The following is a 20,806-nucleotide window of genomic DNA, read 5'->3' as shown; positions in this document are numbered from 1 at the left end:
GCCTCACCGTACGGTGCGCCCGGGACCGAACACGTCGTCCCCACGAGCCGGGAACCCGCCCGCGCTGGGCCGTCCGGGTGCCCCGTCCCCGGCGCTTCAGGCCCGCAGGTCCACGAGGAGTGGGGGCGCGTACTCCCCCCGTACGTCGGTCAGCGAGAGCACGGCGTGCCCCGGCGGCACCCCGTGCGCCAGCTCGGACGCGGACCAGCGCTCGCGCTCGACCTGGCGGACGGTGACGGCGCGGGCCGTCGGGGCGTTGCCGGTGATGACCCGGCGCAGTATGTGCACGGTCTTGCCCAGTGGGGTCTCGGCGATGATCTGCCGGTCGGTGACATCGCGTGCCTCTGTCCACTCCTTGCCCCAGACCTCCGCGAAGTCCTGGCCGTCCCACGGGGTGAGCCCGGAGAGCGCCATGCGGCAGCCGGTCGCGCCGAGCAGCGGGGTGCGCAGCGGACGGGGTACGTCGTCGAGCGTACGCAGGGTCATGACGACGCCCGCGTTGGCGGACCGCAGGCGCTGGATGCGGCGTACGGACTCCGGGGTGACCGTGCCGGACGCGTCGTCCAGGACCAGGCAGGCGAAGAGCGAGCGGTCCTCGCGGGCGGCGGCGCTCGCGGTGAACTGGGCGAGGACGAGGCGGGCCAGGATCCGTGAGGCGTCGGCGTGGCCGCGCTCGGGGAGGTCGATGCGGACCCGGACGGGGTGGTCGAGGGCCCGCAGCGAGAACGGGGTGCTGCGGCCCGAGGTGTCGAAGAAGGCGGCGAAGGCGGGGCGGTCGAGCAGCGCGATGCGGTCGGCGAGGACCGCGCCGGGGTCGCCTGGGTGCCCCAACTGGCGCTCGCGGGCGTCGAGTTCACGGATCATGGCGTCATGGCCGGACTGCTGAAGCGCCTTGCGCAGCGCGCCGAGGGGGCCGGGCGAGCCGTCGAGCAGGGCGCGCAGCTCCGGCACGGAGGGGAAGCGCCGGTGGACGGCGAGCCAGGGGCCGAGGAGCTGGGCGAGGCAGGTCGTGGAGCGGCGGCTGTCGCCGCTGGGGTGCGGGTCGACGAGGTCACCGACGAGGGCCTCGGCGAGTACGGCCGCGGCCTCGTCCGGGTCGTCGGTGCCGCCGTACAGGTCGAGGTCGTACTCGGAGTCGGGGTGTCCGACGCGTACCACCACGTCGTAGTCCTCGGCGGGCCCGAGCCCCGCGCCCGCGGCGCCGACGACGACCACGGCGGCCCGCCCGGCGAGGGCCCCCAGGCACAGCGACTCGGCCAGCGGCCACACCACGCGGGCGGTCTTGCCGGACCCGCCGGGCCCGACGGCGACCAGCGAGGTGCCGAGCAGGTCGGGTCCGAGCGCGAGCCCGGTGCCCCGGTAGGCGTAGGGGTTGCGGGGGTCGTCGGCCGTCGTCCCGAGGCGCACCTGCGCCGTGGCCAGGTCGTGGCGGGCGGCGCGCTGGGGCAGGTCACGGTCGCCCGAGGGATGCGGGCAGGCGCCTGCCCCGTCCCGTACGACGGCGTCGCTGAAGGCGGCGAGCGGGCTGCGGCCGGCCCGCACGGACCGCCAGGCCCGCGCGATCCTTGCGTGGTCGACGTCCCGCATCAGTCCGGCCCGCGCGTCGGCGGCGAGCCGGTCGGCGGCGGCGTCGGCGCCCGCGGCCCGCAGCTGCGGCCAGCGGGCCGGGTCCTCCTCGGGGGCGGGCGGCGGCGGGGGCGCGTCGGGGCGGCGCAGGCGGGGGGCGACGAAGCGGCGCCAGACCTCGCCCCAGCGGCCGATCCGGCCGACGCCGATCATGATGCCGACCACGATGACGGTGTAGTAGCCGTACCAGACGACCGCGTTGCCGATCCGGTCGCCGGTGTAGATCCAGGCGTCGGGCAGGAACAGTTCGAGCGGCAGCACCCACCAGCCGCCCAGGTACCCGTTCCAGAGCAGGGACCAGAGGAGCCATCCCACCAGGAAGGCGATCAGGGCCCCGCTCAGCAGCTGCCGGGCCGGGATGAGCTCGGGCTCCTGCTCGGGCCGCGGCTTGTGCGCGAACCGCCAGACACCGGGCGGGGCGGGGGGCCGCGGCGCCCGCAGCCAGGCGAGGAAGGCGGCCCCCTCGGGCAGCGGCGGGGCCCCGGGAGCCTGCACGGGCCGGGGCGGCAGCCCGGGAGCCCCCGCCCCGGGGCGCGGTGCCGCGGGTCCGTGCGGAGGAGCCGCCGGGCGCGGCACCGGTGCGGCGTGTGTGCCGCGAGCGTCGTGCGTGCCGTCGGAGTCCATGCCCCTAGCCCCCTGACCTGACCAGCCGATCTATTGGTTCGCGGGTCAATCTAGTGCCCCTGCGGGGGGAGTTCACCGGATACGCGCCCGGGCCCGCGGCGATCCGGAACCACGCGGGCCGCGCGGGACCCGCCCCCGCTATGTCCACCACGGACAACCGCCCCGCCCAACGACTCCCCCATGGAGCATGCCCGCCCCCCGCCCCCGCCCCTAACCTGCGAAGAAAGCAGTAGCGCGTCCGTATCGTCGCCCCACCCCCCAGGAGCCCCTCATGACTGCCCTTCCGCAGGAGCGCCGCGTCGTCACCGCCATTCCCGGCCCGAAGTCGCAGGAGCTGCAGGCCCGCCGTACCGCCGTGGTCGCCGGTGGCGTGGGCTCCGTGCTGCCCGTCTTCACGGCCCGCGCGGGCGGCGGCATCATCGAGGACGTCGACGGCAACCGCCTGATCGACTTCGGCTCCGGCATCGCCGTGACCTCCGTGGGCGCCTCCGCCGAGGCCGTGGTGCGCCGGGCGTCCGCGCAGCTGGAGGAGTTCACCCACACCTGTTTCATGGTCACGCCGTACGAGGGCTACGTCGCCGTCGCCGAGGCGCTCGCGGAGCTCACGCCGGGTGACCACGAGAAGAAGTCGGCGCTGTTCAACTCCGGTGCCGAGGCCGTCGAGAACGCCGTCAAGATCGCCCGCGCGTACACCAAGCGCCAGGCCGTCGTCGTCTTCGACCACGGCTACCACGGCCGCACCAACCTCACGATGGCGCTGACCGCCAAGAACATGCCGTACAAGCACGGCTTCGGCCCGTTCGCGCCCGAGGTCTACCGCGTCCCCGTCGCCTACGGCTACCGCTGGCCGACCGGTGCCGAGAACGCCGGGCCCGAGGCGGCCCAGCAGGCCATCGACATGATCAACAAGCAGGTCGGTGCCGAGAACGTCGCCGCGATCATCATCGAGCCGGTGCTCGGCGAGGGCGGCTTCATCGAGCCCGCGAAGGGCTTCCTGCCGGAGATCGTCAGGTTCGCGAACGACAACGGCATCGTCTTCGTCGCGGACGAGATCCAGTCCGGCTTCTGCCGCACCGGCCAGTGGTTCGCCTGCGAGGACGAGGGCATCGTCCCCGACCTGATCACGACGGCCAAGGGCATCGCGGGCGGCCTGCCGCTCGCCGCCGTCACGGGCCGCGCCGAGATCATGGACGCCCCGCACTCGGGCGGCCTCGGCGGCACCTACGGCGGCAACCCGGTGGCCTGCGCCGGTGCGCTCGGCGCCATCGAGACCATGAAGGAGCTCGACCTCAACGCCAAGGCGAAGAACATCGAGGCCACCATGAAGGCCCGCCTCGCCGCCATGGCCGAGAAGTTCGACGTCATCGGCGACATCCGCGGCCGCGGCGCGATGATCGCCATCGAGCTCGTCAAGGACCGTACGACCAAGGAGCCCAACCCGGAGGCGACCGCCGCCCTGGCCAAGGCCTGCCACGCGGCGGGTCTGCTCGTGCTGACCTGCGGCACCTACGGCAACGTCCTGCGCTTCCTGCCGCCGCTCGTCATCGGCGACGACCTGCTCAACGAGGGCCTGGACATCATCGAGGGCGCCTTCGCCGGCATCTGAGCGTCCCGGCGCCGGGTCCCGTCGACCCGATGTGCGAGGCCCGTGCGGATCTCCTTCCGTGCGGGCCTCCGTGCTGCGGTGGACCGTCCTGGCATGCGGGCATCCGCTCCGTGGCGGCGCCGCGTCCGACAGCGACCGTCGGAGCGTGTGAAGAACGTGTGCGGGCCCCATGACGGGTTGCCGTTCCGCCTGTCGGCCCGCAATCACCTGCCGTACGGTTTCCGCAGTTGAGAAGAACCGCCCACAGGGGACTGTGGGCGACGCCATGGCGGAGCCTCCCCAGCCCCGTCCTGGCCGTGCCCTCGCGCACACACCCGGAGCCCCGGCTCCGGAACTCCTCACCGATCGGACGGCCGCCCGCCCCACACCCCCCGGGGCGTGCGGGCCACCGATCCGGAAGGCCGCCTCGGCGCCTCACCCGACGGACCCGCGTCAGCAGGCCGGCTCGGACAGGCCGGGCCGGTCGGCCACCGAAGGGCCGGCGCGCTCCCCCCCTGCGCCGGCCCTTCGGCATGTTCACCACGCGTCCCGCTCAGCACCGGCCGCGGGTCCCGCCGTCCGGCCCCGGGCGTCGAGCAGGTTCCCCGCCCGCTTCACCGTCCGCAGCGTGACGCAGCGGTCCACGATCCGTACGCCGTCGAGACCGTCCTCGATCTGCGCCTCCAGGCGGGTGACCTCGGTCAGGTCCCGCATCCAGACGCAGACCACCAGGTTGTACGTGCCGATCGTGGAGACCACCAGGCGGGCCTCCTCGAGGCGGGCCAGCTGCGCGGCGACCCCCGCGAGCCGCCGGGCCGAGACCCGGATGAAGTACCAGGCCTGCACGGACCGCCCGGTCATCGCGCGGGAGACGTCCGTCCACAGGACCACCCGGTGCCGGGTGAGGAGGCGGTGCACCACGTCACGCACCCGCCGTACGGGAACGCCCGTACGGGCCGCGATCTCGGTGGCGGGCGTGCGTCCGTCCTCGCCGAGGACGGCGAGTACCTCGCGATCCAGCTCCGTCAGCGCCGCGGGGCCCGGCTCCGTCGGCGCCCGCGAACCGGGCGGATCGCCCCTGGCTCCCTGGGCGGTGAACCGCCCGAGCTGCTCAGGGCCGAGCTCCCCGAGCCGCCAGTCGACCGATTCCTTGACGAACGAGGCGACGATCTGCGTCCGCACGGCCCTGACCTGCGGCCCCGCGCCGAGACGCCGCAGCACGTAGTCGGCGAGCGCCGCCTCGTCGGCCACGCCCACGCCGATCAGCAGGTCGCGCCCGCCGGACGTGATGTCGAGCGTCAGACACTCCGGGTCGTGCACGAGCGTCCCGGCCACCTCAAGGGGGTGGCCCGCGCACTCCACCTCCACGATGGCGAGGCGTGCGGCGCCGGCCCCCGACGCGTGGGCCGTGACCCAGGCCAGGCCTGCCGCCCGCAGCCGGTTCCACCGGCGCGCGGCGGTGACGGCGTCCACCCCGAGCACCGCTCCGACCTTGCTCCATGACGCCCTCGGCTCGATCTGCAGGGCGTTGACGATCTGCCGGTCGAGGCGGTCCACCCGCGAATCCGGTACGAGCGACTCGCCCTCGGCCCCCGTCGACGAATCGGTTCTCACAACTCCCTGTATAACGCCCCGGTCCTGCACGACGGAGGTCATTTTCGTCCGGATCCTGCACAGCCCTCCTCGTCGCCCTGCGGCTGCATGAAGATCGCGACGCGTGGTCGCCCGCCAGGGGTGACCCCCGCGGAAGACCCTCACGGGATTCAACAGGCTTACGGGGAGAATCAGTTGTCCAAGCCTCAGATATCGCGCCGCCGCTTCCTTCGGACGACGACGGCGGTCGGAGCCGTGGCCACGACGGGCGCGCTCACAGGAGTCGGCGCCGGCTCCGCCCACGCTGCGGCCTCCACCGCAGCGACGACGGCGGCGGGCGCGACGTCGCTGCGCTTCACCGCCGCCACCAACGGAGCCGCGTCGCTCGCCGGGGACCGGCTGATCGCCGAGGTGCAGGGCGTGCTGTGGTCCCTGCCGCGTGCGGGCGGCGAGGCCGTGCCGCTCACCCCCGCGGACCTGGAACCGACGCGTCCGGTGCACTCCCCCGACGGCCGGCTGATCGCCGTCAGCGCGTTCCGCTCGGGCAACTACCACATCTGGACGCTGAAGCCGGACGGCTCCGGGCTGACCCAACGCACCGAGGGCCCGTGGGACGACCGCGGCCCCGCCTGGTCCCCGGACGGCAAGCGGATCGCCTTCTCCTCCGAGCGCGGCGGCGACCCGGTGGCGGGCGCCCCCTTCCGCATCTGGGTGCTTGAGCCGGCGACCGGCGAGCTGACCCGGCTGACCGGGCGGCCGGACCAGTCGGGGCCCGTGCAGGACGGCGCCTGGGAGGACTTCGACCCGGTCTGGTCGCCGGACGGCAAGCGGGTGCTGTTCGTCCGCGCCGCGGTGGCGTCGGGGGCGCTCGACGCCCGCATCATCGCGTCGGTGGCGGCCGACGGCGGCGGCGCCGTCACCGTGGAGCACACCGACACCAGCACCGCCCAGGTCCTCACCCCCGCCGTCTCCCCGGACGGCACGCTGGCCTACCTGCGCACGACCCCCGCGCCGAACGCCGGATGCGCCCTCGTCGTGGGCGGCGAGCCGGTGGCGGTGGGCGGCGACATCGGGCCCGTGCCGCCCCGCTGGGTCTCCTCCAAGGAGCTGCTCCTGACGGTGGACGGCCACTTCACCGTCGTACGGCCCGACGATCCCGCGCGGCGCGAGAACATCCCCTTCACGGCGCCGCTGCCCGTGGAACGCCCCGGCTACCGGCTCAAGTCGTTCGACCTGGACGGCACCGCGAGCCGCCCGGTGCGCGCCTTCGACCTGCCCGTGCTCTCCCCCGACGGCAAGCAGGTCGCCTTCACCGCCCTCAACTCCCTCTGGGTCGGCGGCGTCTCGGGCGGCAGGGCGCCGCGCCGGGTGACGCGGGCCAAGGCGACCGGGTACCTCTACGCGGCCGCGTGGACGCCCGACGGCAAGGCACTGCTGTACTCCGACGACCGCGACGGCGTGCCCGCCGTCCGCAGACGGGAGCTGGACAGCGGCGAGGAGACGGTGCTCGCCTCCGGCGGCCGCATCCAGCCGGTGCTCTCGCCCGACGGCGGCCGCCTCGCCTCCTTCGACCTCGCGACGAACCTGATGCTCAAGGATCTGCGCACCGGGAAGGAGAAGGTGCTCGCGGCCAGTCCGCCGGGCGGTGAGCTCTCCGGCCGGCCCAGCTGGTCCCCCGACGGACGCTACGTCGCCGTCAGCTTCCGGGGCCGCGTCAACCAGCGGTTCCGCGAGGGCTACAACCTCATCCGGATCATCGACACCACCGACGGCTCCGCCGCCACCCACGCCGTGGCGCCGCACGCCTCCATCTCCGACCGCACCAGCAACGGCCCCGTCTGGTCCCCCGACGGCCGGTACATGGCCGTCGTCGTCGAGTCCGCGCTGTGGCTCCTTCCGGTGCGCGCCGACGGCACTCCCGACGGCAAGCCCCGCACCTTCCCCGGCGAGGCCGCCGACCACCCGACCTGGTCGGGCGACGGCAGCCACGTCCTGTACCTCTCGGCGGGCAGGCTCCGGCTCCTCACCGTCGCCGACGGCAGCGTCCGCACGGTCAGCCTGCCGCTGGAGCACCGGCGTCCCGCCCCCGAGGACACCGTCATCCACGCCGGCCGCTTCTGGGACGGCAGCGGCGACGACGCGTCGGTCCGCGAGGACGTCGACATCACCATTCGCGGCGGCCGCGTCACCGCCGTCGGGCCGCACCGGTCCGGCCGCACGGCGGGCCGCCGTATCGACGCGTCCGGGCAGACCGTGATCCCCGGCCTGTGGGACGCGCACATGCACCCCCAGCCCAACCTCTACGGTGGCAGGCAGGCCGCCCTGTTCCTCTCCTACGGCGTCACGAGCGCCATGTCGATGGGCGGTGCAGGTTACGAGGGGGCGAGGCTCCGCGAGGCCACCGCCGCCGGGGAGCTGGCCGGTCCCCGCCTCGTGACCGCGAGCGAGGTCCTTGACGGCTCGCGCGTCGCGTGGGACAACCGCGTCCACGCCACCCGCGAGGGCCTGCGCCTGACCCTCTCCCGGGGCAAGGCCCTCGACTGGGACTTCGTCAAGACCTACGTCCGGGCGCCGGGCTGGGTGATGGAGGAGGCCGCCCGCTTCGCGCACGAGCAGCTGGGCGTGCGCTGCGGCAGCCACAACCTCTCCCCCGGCATCCAGCTCGGCCAGGACCTGACGACGCACCTGCAGGCGACCCAGCGCGCCGAGTTCGGCCACGCGACGTCCGCGGGCGAGCTCGCCTACCAGGACGTGACGGAGATCTACACGGCCACGGGCGACTTCCACCTGGTCGCCACGCCGTTCTCGGCCGCGCCGCTGATCGGCGCGGCGCCCGGCCTCGCCGAGGACGAGCGGGTCACCCGGCTGATGCCGCCGTGGGAGACCTCCCAGGTCCAGAGCCTCGCCGCGCAGCCGCCCACGGAGGCCCAACTGGCCACGCTCACGCGGGAGATCGACATCTACCGCAGGATCTCGGCCGCCGGCGGACTGATCGCCGTCGGCACGGACTCGCCCGGCATCCCGACCGGTCTCGGCGTCCACATCGCGCTGCGCGCCCTGCGGCGCGGCGGCCTGACGGTCTCCGATACGCTGCGCACGGCGACGGCCGCGCCCGCGCGGATCTTCGGCCTCGACCGCGACCTCGGCACGCTGGAGGTGGGCAAGCTCGCCGACCTCGCGGTCATCGACGGAGACCCCTTCACCGACTTCGACTCGCTGGTGCGGACGGTGTCGGTCATGCGGGGCGGAGTGCCGTACGAGCAGCGGGACCTGGTCGCTTCCGTCCCCGCGGTGCCGGTCGCGGCGAAGGACCGGGCGCACTGGGCCCGGACGGGCAAGCAGCTGCGCAACCGCTGCTGCGAGCATGGGCACTGAGGCCTTCCGGCCCGTGTGACGGGGTGGTGCGGGACTCTCACCGGAGCTTTTGGTGGGGCTCCCGCGCCCCGGGCGATCATCCCTGCCAGGCTGGGGACATGTCTGTCTCCCCGCCCGCGCCACGGCGGCCGGCTCCCCCCGCCCTCTCCCTCCCTCTCTCCCTCTCCCTGTGCGCGCTTCTCTTCGCGCTCCTCGCCTGGCAGGTCGTCGTCGGCGGGCCGCTGCGCCGCGCCGACGAACGTGCGGCGGGTGCCCTCACCGGGAGCCGCCTGCCGGACCGCGCCGCGGAGTTCCTCGCCGACCTCGGGAACGCCACGGTCGCCGTGCCGGTCCTGCTCGCCGTCCTCGCGTACACCGCCTGGCGCGCCCGGCGGGTGGGCGCGTACCGCTGGTGGGTGCCCGGGGCCGCCGCGCTCGGCGCCATGGCGGGGGTGCCCGCGCTCGTGGCTCCGCTGAAGGCGCTGATCGACCGCCCGGGCCCGCCCGGCATGTCCGGGCACGACGGCTTCTTCCCCTCGGGCCACGCGGCGACCGCCGCGGTCGCCTACGGCGCGGCGCTCCTGCTTCTGCTGCCGTCGCTGCGCGGCGCGTACGGCCGCCGCGAACTGGTCATCGGCTGCTGCCTCCTGAACGTCGCGGTCGGCTTCGGCCTCGTGCGGCGCGGCTACCACTGGCCGCTGGACGTGGTGGCCGCCTGGTGCCTGGCCGTGGCGCTGTTGCACGCGATGTCGGCGGTGATCAGCCGAAGTACGCGTCGAAGTTCTTCGAGAACTCCCAGCTGTTGAAGCGATCCCAGTTGATCGACCAGGTCATCAGGCCGCGCAGGTCCGGCCAGGTCCCGTGTGGCTTGTACGTACCGCAGTTGCTGCCCTTGGTCAGGCAGTCCAGGGCCTTGTCGACCTCGCCCGTCGGCACATGGCCGTTGCCCGCGTTGACGGAGGCCGGCATGCCGATGGCAACCTTCTGGGGCGGCAGGGGCGGGAAGACGTTGTTCTTGTCGCCCGCCACGGGGAAGCCGGTGAGCAGCATGTCGGTCATGGCGATGTGGAAGTCCGCGCCGCCCATCGAGTGGTACTGGTTGTCCAGGCCCGTGATCGGCCCCGAGTTGTAATCCTGGACGTGCAGCAGCGTCAGGTCGTCGCGCAGGGCGTGGATGACCGGGAGGTACGCGCCCGCGCGCGGGTCCTGGCCGCCCCACTTCCCGGTGCCGTAGAACTGGTACCCGAGCTGCACGAAGAAGGTCTCGGGCGCCATGGTGAGCGTGAAGCCGGGCCCGTACTTGGCCTTGAGCGTCTTCACCGCCGAGATGAGGTTGACGATCGTCGGGGTCTTCGGGTGCTTGAAGTCCGTGTCGTCCGCGTTCAGAGAGAGCGAGTGGCCCTCGAAGTCGATGTCGAGGCCGTCGAGGCCGTAGGTGTCGATGATCGCGGAGACCGACGCCACGAAGGTGTCGCGGGCCTGGGTGGTGGTGAGCCGGACCTGGCCGTTCTGGCCGCCGATGGATATCAGGACCTTCTTGCCCGCCGCCTGCTTCGCCTTGACGGCGGCCTTGAACTCGTCCTTGGTCTCCACGTTCGGGCACTCGCTCTTCGGGCAGAGGCCGAAGCGGATGTCGCCCGAGGTCGTGGAGGTCGGTTCGCCGAAGGCGAGGTCGATGATGTCCCAGCTGTCGGGGGTGTCGGCGAGGCGGGTGTAGCCGGAGCCGTTGGCGAAGCTGGTGTGCAGGTAGCCGACGAGGGTGTGACCGGCGGGGGCGGCGGTCGCCGTCGGTCCGGGCGCCGCCGTCGCGCCGGGCGAGAGCAGCCCGGACGCGGCGAGCGCGCAGGCCGCGACGGCGACCCCGGTCAGGCGTCCGACGCGGCTCGGGCGGGCGGTTCGGGGCAAGACGGAGCGGTCCACAACTGCCTCCGGGCATGGGGAGGTTGGAGGGCGGGTCGCGCACAACTTGGTCCAGACCAATAGAGTTGTCAAGGGTTCCGGCAGCTCACGCCTCTCCCTCCCGGGCGAGCCGCGCCGCCGCCTCGTGCATCGCGAGTTCGAGCAGCACCGGGTCCGTCAGCGTCCCCGAGCCGTCCGGCGGGACCAGCCAGCGGATGCCGCCCGTGGCCCGGCCGGGGTAGGGCACGACGATCCAGGTGCCGCTGCCCGCGCCGCGTACGCCCGTGCCGAGCCAGTGGGACACCGTGCCCGGCGGCACGAAGAACCCCATGCGCTCATCGCCGAAACCGGCGAGCACGGGGCCAGGGTGGTCGACGCAGCGGGTCAGCACGTCGAGCGTCGGATAGCCGAGTCCTTCGGGCAGGATCAGCACGTCCCAGCGCTGCCCGGCGGGCAGGAGCGTGATCCCGAAGGGGTTGCGCTCCCACTCCCTGCGGCAGGCGTCGGGGTCGGGCGCCACCGACGCCAGCCAGGCGACCGCCGCCTTCGCCCCCCTGCCGCCTGAGCCACCTGAGCCACGCGTGCCGGTCATGGCAGGACCTCTCTCTTCTGTACGACAACAGTGCGTTCACAGGGGAGAGAGGTCCTGGGGCGGAGCATTACGCGGGTTACGGCCACCAGTTGGTGGCGTGAGGAGGCGCACGGGGCGGGCGGGGCGTGCGCCGGTTGATCACGCCCCGCTCAGCGGCACCTCGAAGAGGCAGCGAAGTGCACCTCCGTACCGTCAGCTGTCGAAGCCGAGGCCCAGTCTGTCCATCGTCTTGAGCCAGAGGTTCCGCTTGCCGCCGTTGGCGTCGGACCGCGCCAGGGACCACTTGGTCAGCGCGACGCCGGTCCACGCGAACGGCTCGGGCGGGAACGGCAGCGGTTTCGTGCGGACCATCTCCAGATCCGTACGCTCCGTACGCTCGCCGGAGAGCAGGTCCAGCATCACGTCGGCGCCGAACCGGGTGGCCCCGACACCGAGGCCCGTGTACCCGGCCGCGTAGGCGACGCGGCCCTTGTGGGCGGTGCCGAAGAACGCCGAGAACCGCGAGCACGTGTCGATCGCGCCGCCCCACGCGTGGGTGAAGCGGACGCCCTCCAGCTGCGGGAAGCAGGTGAAGAAGTGCTCGGCCAGCTTCGCGTACGTCTCGGGGCGGTGGTCGTACTCGGCACGCACCTTGCCGCCGAACGGGTAGATCGCGTCGTAGCCGCCCCACAGGATGCGGTTGTCGGCGGAGAGCCGGAAGTAGTGGAACTGGTTGGCGCTGTCGCCGAGGCCCTGGCGGTTCTTCCAGCCGATCGCCGCCAGCCGCTCCTCGCTCAGCGGCTCCGTCATCAGCGCGTAGTCGTAGACCGGGACGGTGTAGGCGCGCAGACGCTTGACCAGCGAGGGGAAGATGTTCGTGGCGAGCGCGACCTGCCGGGCGAAGACCCTCCCGTAGGGGGTGCGGACCGCCATCCCGGCGCCGGCGGAGGCCAGCTCAAGCGCGGGCGTGTGCTCGTGGACGCGTACGCCCTTCGCCAGGCACGCCCGCTTGAGGCCCCACGCGAGCTTCGCCGGGTTCAGCATGGCGACGCCGTCGCGGTCCCAGAGGCCGCCGAGGAAGGTCGGCGAGTCGACGTGCTCGCGCAGGGCGTCCGCGTCGAGCAGTTCGGAGCCCCCCGCCAGACCGTGCTCCGCCATCTCCGCGTACATCTCGTGCAGTTCGGCCAGCTGGTGGGGCTCGGTGGCGACGTCGATCTCACCGGTGCGCTCGAAGTCGCAGTCGATGGAGTAGCGCTTGACGGCCGCCTCGATCTCGTCGAGGTTGCGGGCGCCGAGCTCCTCCAGCTTCTCGATCTCGCCGGGCCAGCGGGACAGCCCGTTGGAGATGCCATGCGTGAGGGAGGCGGCGCAGAAGCCGCCGTTGCGGCCGGAGGCGGCCCAGCCCGCCTCGCGGCCCTCGACGAGGACGACGTCGCGCCCCGGGTCCCGCTCCTTGGCGATCAGGGCGGTCCACAGTCCGCTGTACCCGCCGCCGACCACGAGCAGGTCGCACCGGTCGTCGCCGGTGAGGGCGGGCTCGGGGGCGGGCCTGCCGGGGTCGTCCAGCCAGTGCGGGACGGGCCGGGCGTCGGAGAGGGACTCGGTGAAACGGGTCATGGCGCGAGGGGCCATGATTTCCACTCCTTCAGAAAAGGGAAGAGCGTCAGTTCGCTTGCTTGTTGCGGCGCTTGCCGATCAGCATTCCGGCGAGCACGAGCAGCACGGCCACGAGGAACATCGCCGTACCGATCACATTGATCTGAACGGGCGTACCCCGCTGCGCGGATCCCCAGACGAACATGGGGAACGTCACAGTCGAGCCCGCGTTGAAATTCGTGATGATGAAATCGTCGAAGGAGAGCGCGAAGGCGAGCAGCGCGCCCGCCGCGATACCGGGCGCGGCGATCGGAAGGGTGACTCTCAGGAACGTCTGCACGGGACCCGCGTAGAGGTCCTGCGCGGCCTGTTCGAGCCGTGGGTCCATCGACATGACGCGCGCCTTGACGGCGGTCACCACGAAGCTGAGGCAGAACATGATGTGGGCGATGAGGACCGTCCAGAAGCCGAGCTGCGCGCCCATGTTGAGGAAGAGCGTGAGCAGCGAGGCGGCCATGACGACCTCGGGCATCGCCATCGGCAGGAAGATCAGCGAGTTGATCGCGCCGCGCGCCCGGAAGCGGTAGCGCACCAGCGCGAAGGCGATCATCGTGCCGAGCACGGTCGCGCCGATCGTCGCCCAGGTCGCGATCTGCAGGCTCAGCGAGAGGGACCCGCACATGTCGGCGACGCCGCACGGATTCCGCCACGCGTCGAGCGAGAATTCCTGCCAGGAGTAATTGAAGCGCCCCTTCGGCCTGTTGAAGGAGAACACCGTCACGACGACGTTGGGGAGCAGCAGATACGCGAGTGTCAGCAGGCCCGCGATGACGACGGCATTGCGGCGCAGCCAGCGGAAGAAGGCGGCCATCAGACGAGATCCTCCGTCCCTGACTTGCGGATGTAGAAGGTCACCATGAAGAGGATGGCGGCCATGAGGATGAAGGAGAGCGCGGCGGCCGTCGGGTAATCCAGAATGCGCAGGAACTGCGTCTGGATGACGTTTCCGACCATGCGGGTGTCGGTGGATCCGAGGAGGTCCGCGTTCACGTAGTCGCCGGCCGCCGGGATGAAGGTGAGCAGGGTGCCGGAGACGACGCCCGGCATGGAGAGCGGGAAGGTCACCTTGCGGAAGGTCGTGGACGGCCTGGCGTACAGGTCGCCCGCTGCCTCGTGCAGCCGTCCGTCGATGCGTTCGAGCGAGGTGTAGAGCGGCAGGATCATGAACGGCAGGAAGTTGTACGTGAGTCCGCAGATCACCGCGAGCGGCGTGGCGAGGACCCGGTCGCCCGAGGTGACGCCCAGCCAGCTGGTGACGTCCAGGACGTGCAGGGAGTTGAGGGCGCCCACGACGGGGCCGCCGTCCGCGAGGATCGTCTTCCACGCCAGCGTACGGATGAGGAAGCTGGTGAAGAACGGCGCGATGACCAGGACGAGGATGATGTTGCGCCAGCGGCCCGCGCGGAACGCGATGAGGTAGGCGAGCGGGTAGCCGAGCAGCAGGCACAGGACCGTGGCGGCGCCCGCGTAGAGCACCGAGCGCAGGAACTGCGGCCAGTAGTCGGTGAGGGCGTCCCAGTAGGTGGCGAAGTGCCAGGTGACCTTGAAGCCCTCTTCGAGCGAGCCGGTCTGTACGGAGGTCGACGCCTGGTAGACCAGCGGCAGCGCGAAGAAGACGATCAGCCAGAGGATGCCGGGGAGCAGCAGCCAGTAGGGGACGAGCCGGCCGCGCTTGCGGAGCTTGCGCGGGGGCGCGGTGCCGTCCTCGGGGGCGGCCCCGGGGGCCGGGGGCGGCGCATCGGTCACGGTGGTCATGCGGAGGCTTCCTCCTCGACCTTCTCGACGCCCGCCTCGACGTCCTGTGCGGCGTCAAGGCCGAAGGTGTGCGCGGGGTTCCAGTGCAGGACGACCTCGGCGCCGGGGGTGAGGCGCAGGTCGCGCTCGATGTTCTGCGCGTACACCTCGAAGGAGGGGCAGACGGGGCTGCGGACGACGTACTGCGTACAGACGCCGATGAAACTGCTGTCGGCGATGCGGCCCGTGATGCGGTTGCGGCCCTCGGGGACGCGCCCCGCGTCGTCGGCGTGCGTGAGGGAGATCTTCTCGGGCCGTACGCCGACCAGGAGCTTGGCGCCGGTGACGGTGGGGCCACTACATCGGGCGGTGGGCAGCGTCAGCTCGCAGTCGCCCGCCTTGACGGTCAGGTCGTCGCCGTTCTTCGCGCCGATCTCCGCCTCGATGAAGTTGGAGGTGCCGAGGAAGTTGGCGACGAACGTGGTGCGCGGGTTCTCGTAGAGGTCGGCGGGGGCGCCGAGCTGCTCGACGCGGCCGCCGTTCATCACGGCCACGCGGTCGGCCATCGTCATGGCCTCCTCCTGGTCGTGCGTGACGTGCACGAAGGTGATGCCGACCTCGGTCTGGATGCGCTTGAGCTCCAGCTGCATCTGGCGGCGCAGCTTGAGGTCGAGGGCGCCGAGGGGTTCGTCGAGGAGGAGCACCTTGGGGTGGTTGATGAGGGCGCGGGCGACGGCGACGCGCTGCTGCTGGCCGCCGGAGAGCTGGTGGGGCTTCTTGCGGGCCTGCTCGCCGAGCTGGACCAGGTCGAGCATGTCACCGACCTGCGTCTTCACCGACTTGATGCCGCGGCGGCGCAGGCCGAAGGCGACGTTCTCGAAGATGTCCAGGTGCGGGAAGAGCGCGTACGACTGGAAGACGGTGTTCACCGGCCGCTTGTACGGCGGCAGGGCCGTCACGTCCTGGTCGCCGAGGTGGACCGTGCCGGAGCTGGGCTCCTCCAGGCCCGCGATCATGCGGAGCGTGGTGGTCTTGCCGCAGCCGGACGCGCCGAGCAGCGCGAAGAACGAGCCCTGCGGCACGGTGAGGTCGAGCGGATGCACGGCGGTGAACGAGCCGTAGGTCTTGCTGATCCCGGTGAGCCGGACGTCGCCGCCGGTGTCTTGAGCAGAGGTCATGGTGGGTCCAGGGGGAATCGAGGGGCAACAGGGGCGCCCCTTCAGGGGCGCGGGGAACTGCGCGACAAGCCACATGCGGCCGGCGGACGAACGGGCACCACCCGGCGCGGTGCTACGCGCCGCTGAGCCGCGCGAACTTCTGTTCGTACGCGGTCTCTTCCTTCGACGTGAGCGACCGGAACGCCCGCGACTTCTCCTTCATCTCCTTGTCGGGGATGATCAGCGGGTTCGACGCGGCGTCCGCGTCGATCTTCGCGAGCGCGTCCCGCACACCGTCCACCGGGCACACGTAGTTGATGTACGCCGCGAGGCGCGCCGCCGGCTCCGGCTCGTAGTAGTAGTCGATGAGCCGCTCGGCGTTGGACTTGTGCCGCGCCTTGTTGGGGACGAGGAGGTTGTCCGTGGACGTGATGTAGCCCCGGTCGGGGACGTGGAAGCCGATGTCCGGGTTGTCGGCCTTCAGCTGCACGATGTCACCGGCCCAGCCCAGGCACGCGGCCATGTCGCCCTTGGCGAGGTCGGAGGTGTAGTCGTTGCCGGTGAAGCGGCGGATCTGCTTCCTGTCGACGGCCTTCTGGAGGCGGGCGATGGCCGCGTCGAAGTCGTCGTCGGAGAAGTCCGCGGGGTCCTTGCCCATGTCGAGAAGGGTCATGCCGACGGTGTCGCGCATCTCGGAGAGGAAGCCGACGCGCCCCTTCAGCTCCGGGTCGTCGAGCAGCTCGGACACCGAAGTGATCTTCCTCCCGCCGGTCGCCTTCTTGTTGTAGGCGATGACGGTCGAGATGCCGGTCCAGGGGTACGAGTACGCCCGGCCGGGGTCCCAGTCCGGGTTGCGGAACTGGGCCGACAGGTTGGTGTACGCGTGCGGCAGGTTGGCCGGGTCGAGTCTCTGGACCCAGCCGAAGCGGATCAGCCGGGCCGCGAGCCAGTCCGTGACGCAGATGAGGTCGCGTCCGGTCTCCTGGCCCGCGGCGAGCTGCGGCTTGACCTTGCCGAAGAACTCGACGTTGTCGTTGATGTCCTCGGTGTACTTGACCTGGATCCCGGTGCGCTCGGTGAACGCCTCCAGGGTGGGCCGCCTGCTCGCGTCCTTCTCGTCGACGTCCATGTACTCGGTCCAGTTGGAGAAGGTGATCCGCTTCTCCGTGGCCGAGTGGTCGTCGGAGGAGACCTCGCCCTGCTCCTTGCCCGCCGCGGGGATGCCGCAGGCGCTCAGCGCACCGAGCCCGCCGACGGCGAAGGCGCCGCCCGCGGAGCCGCGCAGCAGCGAACGGCGGGTCAGGGCTCCCCTGCCGGAGCGCAGGCTGCGGTGCATGGCGGCCAGCTGGGCCGGGGACGGACGGTCGGGCTCGTACTGCTCCATACGCGTGGTTGCCCTTTCGGGAGGAAGGCGGCCGCCGGTCGTGCGGCCTGTCGGCTATCGGTCCCCGAAGATCGTGCGGTGCCAGTCCTTGCGGACCACCGCGGTGTTGTCGAACATGACGTGCTTGACCTGCGTGTACTCCTCAAACGAGTACGCGGACATGTCCTTTCCGTAACCGGACGCCTTGTAGCCGCCGTGCGGCATCTCGCTGAGGATCGGGATGTGGTCGTTGACCCAGACGCAGCCCGCCTTGATCTCGCGGGTCGCGCGGTTGGCGCGGAACACGTCGCGGCTCCAGGCGGATGCGGCGAGCCCGTAGGGGGTGTCGTTGGCGAGCCGGATGCCCTCGTCGTCGGAGTCGAAGGGCAGCACGACGAGGACCGGGCCGAAGATCTCGGACTGCACGATCTCGCTGTCCTGCGCGGCGTCGGCGATGAGGGTGGGCTTGTAGTAGGCGCCGGGGTGCGCGAGGGCCTCGCCACCGGTGACCACGCGCGCGTAGGACCGGGCCCGGTCGACGAAACCGGCGACGCGGTCGCGGTGCACGTGCGAGATGAGCGGCCCCATGTCGGTGTTCGGGTCGAACGGGTCGCCGAGCCGTACCGTCTCCATGAGGTCGGCGACGCCCTGCACGAACGCGTCGTAGAGCGGACGCTGCACGTACGCGCGCGTGGCGGCCGTGCAGTCCTGCCCGGAGTTGATGAGCGCGCCGGCGACCGCGCCGTGCACGGCGGCCTCCAGATCGGCGTCGTCGAACACCACGAAGGGCGCCTTGCCGCCGAGCTCCAGGTGGAGGCGCTTGACGGTGGCGGTGGCGATCTCGGCGACGCGCTTGCCGACGCCGGTGGACCCGGTGAAGGAGGTCATGGCGACGTCGGGGTGGCCGACGAGGTGCTCGCCGGCGTCCTTGCCCGCGCCCGTGACGATGTTGACGACCCCGTCGGGGATGCCTGCCTCGGTGGCGGCCCGCGCGAAGAGCAGCGAGGTGAACGGCGTCAGCTCGGCGGGCTTCAGGACGATGGTGTTGCCCGCCGCGATCGCCGGGAGAACCTTCCAGGCGGCCATCTGGAGCGGGTAGTTCCAGGGGGCGATGGACCCGACGACACCGATGGGCTCGCGCCGGATGTACGAGGTGTGGTCCCCGCTGTACTCACCGGCCGACTGGCCCTGCAGATGACGGGCCGCGCCCGCGAAGAAGGCGGCGTTGTCGACGGTCCCCGGGACGTCGAACTCCCGGCTCAGCTTGATCGGCTTGCCGCACTGCACCGACTCGGCCTGCGCGAACTCCTCGGCGCGCTCGGCAAGGACGCCCGCGAAGCGGTGCAGGGCGTCGGAGCGCTCGCCGGGGGTGGCGCCCGCCCAGCCGGGAAAGGCCTCGACGGCGGCGGCGACGGCGGCGTCCACGTCGTCTCTTCCCGCGAGCTCGTATGAGTGGACCGCCTCGCCCGTGGCGGGGTCGACGACCGCGTGGGTGTTGCCGGAGGTCCCCTTGGTCAGCCGCCCGGCGATGTACTGCGCGCCGTCCGCGAAGTGGTCCCGCGCCTGGAAGTTGTGCATGACGCTCTCCTCCGCCGCCCTCCCCGTAGCGCAGGGGTCGGCGTAGCTCCAGATCGATTTGAGTGCCGATCCTGACAGAGCACCGGTGGCCCAACAAGTGATTCCGTTGTTGCCTTTTGGTTACGCGACGGAATCTGTCGACCAAGTGTCGAGTCGACGCGAAAAACCAGGGACGGAGTGTCAGTGGTGCGTGCCAGACTCGCGTGCATGACGAAGACCGACTCGGTCCGCTCGGTGGAAGCCCTGGTCGGCGCGGTGCGCGCGGGCGAGAAGGTGAAGTACTTGCACTTCTGGGGCCACACCCCGCGCAGGGACGGCTCGCTGGGCCCGAGCTGCCTCAGCCAGTGGTGGCCCTCGCCCTTCAGCGTGGACGGCGTGGAGTACGCGACGGCGGAGCACTGGATGATGGCGGCCAAGGCCCGCCTCTTCGACGACGCGGACGCGGAGGGGGCGGCCCTCGCGGCCCGGACACCCGCCGAGGCGAAGAACGCGGGACGGCTCGTGAAGGGCTTCGACGAGGCGATATGGGAGCGCGAGCGGTTCGGCGTCGTGGTCGCGGGCAGCACGCACAAGTTCGCCTCCGACCCCGCACTCCGGCAGTTCCTCGCCGGGACGGGTCGGCGCGTCCTGGTCGAGGCGAGCCCCCTGGACCGTGTCTGGGGCATCGGCCTGGCGGCCGACGACCCGCGAGCGGAGGACCCCACGAAGTGGCGGGGCCCCAACCTGCTGGGCTTCGCCCTGATGGAGGCACGGTCCCGGCTCTGACCGGGGGCGCCTCAAGTGGTCCGGGGCGCCACGGCGCGGTCTCTAGCGGGGCTTCGCCGGGTCAACCGCTTCCGTACGAGACGCCTCTGTGCCGCCACCGTCGCGATCACGCCCGCGCCGAGGACCGGCCAGGCGAGGGGTCCCGCGGCGATCACGGCGGTGACCAGCAGCGGGCCGCCGCTGCGCTGGGCCGACGAGGACAGTCCGTGCACCCCTAGGTAGGCGCCCTGGGCGTCGTCGGGGGCGAGCGCGATCGAGAGTTCCCAGGACGCGATGGCGTGGAGGATCTCCGCGAAGGTGAGGGCGGTCGCCGCGACCGTGAGGGCGGCGACGGCGAGCCAGGTGCCGCCGGCCGTGGAGACGGTCAGCGCGGCGCATCCGACGACGAAGCACGCCGCGAGGGGGACGAGGAGAGCGCGGGCCCGCTCCGGGGTGCTGCCGAACCGGGACAGCGGCACCTGGCAGCAGACGACCAGGACGCAGTTGAGCACCATGAGGAGCGGCGCGAGGCCGGGCGGGGCGTCGGTGGCGTGGACGATCCACAGGGGGATGCCGACCTGGAGCACCGCGTCGTCGAGGAAGAGGGCCGCCTCGGTCCCGGTGAAGAGCAGGTAGGAGCGGTCGCGCCAGGGGTTGGACTGCGGGGCCGCGGGGGCGGGCGCGGTGGAGCCGGTGACCACGCGGGACGGTGAGGGCGGTTCGGCGCAGCGCCGGGTGAGGACCGCGGCGGCGAGGAAGCTGACCACGTTGCCGATGAGCAGTGCCTGGTAGGCGTGGGTGGTGCCGACGGCGAGAGCGAGCGCGCCCGCGAGGCCGCCGATGGCCCAGCCCGCGTTGGAGACGGTGCGCTGCACTGCCTGGTACCTGGTGCGGTCCTGGCCCGCGATGCGGGCGGCGTACAGCTTGGTGAGGACGTTGGCGCCACGGTCGGCGAGGCTGTTGACGGCCGAGTACAGCAGGAGCAGGGCGAAGTTGTCCGTGGTCAGCAGCGCCAGCAGTGCGACGGCCTGCTGGAGTTGGGAGGCGATGATGATGCGGGTGACCGGGAAGCGGTCGGCGAGGTGGCCCGCGAGCGGTGCGCCCGCGATGCCGACGGCGCCCGAGACACCCATGAGCACGCCGACCTGGGCGACGGAGAGCCCCGTGACCAGGGTGAAGTAGAGAGCGGCCGCGCCCATCCAGAGGCCGGTCCCGGCCTTGTTGATCAGGGCGATCCAGAGCATGCGGCGGCCGTCGGCACCTCCCGGTATGCGTGCGTACAGCGCGGACCGCTTACGGCTGAAGCTCACCAATCCCCCTTG

At 72.1% G+C, this 20,806-nt stretch carries 14 protein-coding genes and 1 pseudogene; 4 read left to right on the top strand and 11 right to left on the bottom strand.

Features of this window, described 5'->3' with window-relative positions:
- Window positions 1–96: 96 nt before the first annotated feature.
- On the bottom strand, window positions 97–2,250 hold the full coding sequence (locus ACFVYR_RS10605; protein WP_384250164.1) for an ATP-binding protein: 2,154 nt from the start codon (window positions 2,248–2,250) through the stop codon (window positions 97–99).
- 271 nt (window positions 2,251–2,521) lie between these two features.
- Here ACFVYR_RS10605 and gabT point away from each other — a divergent pair, with 271 nt between their 5' ends.
- The gene (gene gabT / locus ACFVYR_RS10600; RefSeq protein ID WP_384250161.1) at window positions 2,522–3,856 is read left to right on the top strand and encodes a 4-aminobutyrate--2-oxoglutarate transaminase; all 1,335 of its coding nucleotides are present in this window, start codon (window positions 2,522–2,524) and stop codon (window positions 3,854–3,856) included.
- A gap of 516 nt (window positions 3,857–4,372) precedes the next feature.
- Here the strand turns inward: gabT and ACFVYR_RS10595 are convergent.
- Window positions 4,373–5,449, bottom strand: a complete 1,077-nt coding sequence (locus ACFVYR_RS10595) for an Lrp/AsnC family transcriptional regulator (RefSeq protein ID WP_384250158.1) — start codon at window positions 5,447–5,449, stop codon at window positions 4,373–4,375.
- An 87-nt stretch (window positions 5,450–5,536) separates the two neighbouring features.
- Here ACFVYR_RS10595 and ACFVYR_RS10590 point away from each other — a divergent pair, with 87 nt between their 5' ends.
- Together ACFVYR_RS10590 and ACFVYR_RS10585 are read left to right on the top strand one after the other, a co-directional pair.
- Window positions 5,537–8,803: an amidohydrolase family protein gene (locus tag ACFVYR_RS10590; protein WP_384250155.1), complete on the top strand. Its 3,267-nt coding sequence runs from the start codon at window positions 5,537–5,539 to the stop codon at window positions 8,801–8,803.
- A 98-nt stretch (window positions 8,804–8,901) separates the two neighbouring features.
- Window positions 8,902–9,588 carry a phosphatase PAP2 family protein gene (locus tag ACFVYR_RS10585; RefSeq protein WP_384250152.1) on the top strand — a complete coding sequence of 229 codons (687 nt, stop codon included), beginning with the start codon at window positions 8,902–8,904 and terminating at the stop codon, window positions 9,586–9,588.
- On the opposite strand, the pseudogene ACFVYR_RS10580 reads toward ACFVYR_RS10585, so the two are convergent.
- The 8 genes and pseudogenes from ACFVYR_RS10580 to ACFVYR_RS10545 form a co-directional block, all read right to left on the bottom strand.
- Window positions 9,542–10,546, bottom strand: a pseudogene (locus ACFVYR_RS10580) (chitinase); the annotation flags it as partial. The gene ACFVYR_RS10585 and the pseudogene ACFVYR_RS10580 sit on opposite strands and share 47 nt — an antisense overlap.
- 241 nt (window positions 10,547–10,787) lie before the next feature.
- Entirely contained in the window at window positions 10,788–11,273 is a 486-nt protein-coding gene (locus ACFVYR_RS10575) for a hypothetical protein (protein WP_384250149.1), read from the bottom strand.
- Window positions 11,274–11,465: 192 nt separating this feature from the next.
- The gene (locus ACFVYR_RS10570) at window positions 11,466–12,884 is read right to left on the bottom strand and encodes an NAD(P)/FAD-dependent oxidoreductase (RefSeq protein ID WP_384250146.1); all 1,419 of its coding nucleotides are present in this window, start codon (window positions 12,882–12,884) and stop codon (window positions 11,466–11,468) included.
- A gap of 31 nt (window positions 12,885–12,915) precedes the next feature.
- On the bottom strand, window positions 12,916–13,719 hold the full coding sequence (locus tag ACFVYR_RS10565; protein WP_384250142.1) for an ABC transporter permease: 804 nt from the start codon (window positions 13,717–13,719) through the stop codon (window positions 12,916–12,918).
- Window positions 13,719–14,663 carry an ABC transporter permease gene (locus tag ACFVYR_RS10560; protein WP_384250137.1) on the bottom strand — a complete coding sequence of 315 codons (945 nt, stop codon included), beginning with the start codon at window positions 14,661–14,663 and terminating at the stop codon, window positions 13,719–13,721. Before ACFVYR_RS10560 ends, ACFVYR_RS10565 begins: the two co-directional genes overlap by 1 nt.
- Window positions 14,660–15,820 (bottom strand): ABC transporter ATP-binding protein, encoded by a 1,161-nt coding sequence (locus ACFVYR_RS10555; protein ID WP_384250134.1) that lies wholly within the window; start codon window positions 15,818–15,820, stop codon window positions 14,660–14,662. Before ACFVYR_RS10555 ends, ACFVYR_RS10560 begins: the two co-directional genes overlap by 4 nt.
- Window positions 15,821–15,932: 112 nt before the next feature.
- The gene (locus ACFVYR_RS10550) at window positions 15,933–17,183 is read right to left on the bottom strand and encodes a spermidine/putrescine ABC transporter substrate-binding protein (protein ID WP_384250130.1); all 1,251 of its coding nucleotides are present in this window, start codon (window positions 17,181–17,183) and stop codon (window positions 15,933–15,935) included.
- 54 nt (window positions 17,184–17,237) lie between these two features.
- The gene (locus tag ACFVYR_RS10545; RefSeq protein ID WP_384250126.1) at window positions 17,238–18,740 is read right to left on the bottom strand and encodes a gamma-aminobutyraldehyde dehydrogenase; all 1,503 of its coding nucleotides are present in this window, start codon (window positions 18,738–18,740) and stop codon (window positions 17,238–17,240) included.
- 207 nt (window positions 18,741–18,947) lie between these two features.
- On the opposite strand from ACFVYR_RS10545, the gene ACFVYR_RS10540 reads away from it, so the two are divergent.
- Window positions 18,948–19,505, top strand: coding sequence for an NADAR family protein (locus ACFVYR_RS10540; RefSeq protein WP_384250123.1), 558 nt, complete (start codon window positions 18,948–18,950; stop codon window positions 19,503–19,505).
- A gap of 11 nt (window positions 19,506–19,516) precedes the next feature.
- Here ACFVYR_RS10540 and ACFVYR_RS10535 read toward each other — a convergent pair whose 3' ends face one another.
- Window positions 19,517–20,794, bottom strand: a complete 1,278-nt coding sequence (locus tag ACFVYR_RS10535) for an MFS transporter (RefSeq protein WP_384250120.1) — start codon at window positions 20,792–20,794, stop codon at window positions 19,517–19,519.
- Between the last annotated feature and the right edge of the window lie 12 nt (window positions 20,795–20,806).

It is taken from the genome of Streptomyces sp. NPDC058284, from assembly GCF_042881135.1.
Lineage (GTDB): Bacteria > Actinomycetota > Actinomycetes > Streptomycetales > Streptomycetaceae > Streptomyces.
Note: the sequence above shows the minus strand (reverse complement) of the source record. Positions and strands in the feature narration are given on the sequence as shown.

Bases quoted from the DNA above. Each gene is read 5' to 3' on its own strand.
- ACFVYR_RS10605 (WP_384250164.1), bottom strand. From the start codon at position 2,250: ATGGACTCCGACGGCACGCACGACGCTCGCGGCACACACGCCGCACCG.
- gabT (WP_384250161.1), top strand. From the start codon at position 2,522: ATGACTGCCCTTCCGCAGGAGCGCCGCGTCGTCACCGCCATTCCCGGC.
- ACFVYR_RS10590 (WP_384250155.1), top strand. From the start codon at position 5,537: ATGAAGATCGCGACGCGTGGTCGCCCGCCAGGGGTGACCCCCGCGGAA.
- ACFVYR_RS10585 (WP_384250152.1), top strand. From the start codon at position 8,902: ATGTCTGTCTCCCCGCCCGCGCCACGGCGGCCGGCTCCCCCCGCCCTC.
- ACFVYR_RS10575 (WP_384250149.1), bottom strand. From the start codon at position 11,273: ATGACCGGCACGCGTGGCTCAGGTGGCTCAGGCGGCAGGGGGGCGAAG.
- ACFVYR_RS10570 (WP_384250146.1), bottom strand. From the start codon at position 12,884: ATGGCCCCTCGCGCCATGACCCGTTTCACCGAGTCCCTCTCCGACGCC.
- ACFVYR_RS10565 (WP_384250142.1), bottom strand. From the start codon at position 13,719: ATGGCCGCCTTCTTCCGCTGGCTGCGCCGCAATGCCGTCGTCATCGCG.
- ACFVYR_RS10560 (WP_384250137.1), bottom strand. From the start codon at position 14,663: ATGACCACCGTGACCGATGCGCCGCCCCCGGCCCCCGGGGCCGCCCCC.
- ACFVYR_RS10555 (WP_384250134.1), bottom strand. From the start codon at position 15,820: ATGACCTCTGCTCAAGACACCGGCGGCGACGTCCGGCTCACCGGGATC.
- ACFVYR_RS10550 (WP_384250130.1), bottom strand. From the start codon at position 17,183: ATGGAGCAGTACGAGCCCGACCGTCCGTCCCCGGCCCAGCTGGCCGCC.
- ACFVYR_RS10545 (WP_384250126.1), bottom strand. From the start codon at position 18,740: ATGCACAACTTCCAGGCGCGGGACCACTTCGCGGACGGCGCGCAGTAC.
- ACFVYR_RS10540 (WP_384250123.1), top strand. From the start codon at position 18,948: ATGACGAAGACCGACTCGGTCCGCTCGGTGGAAGCCCTGGTCGGCGCG.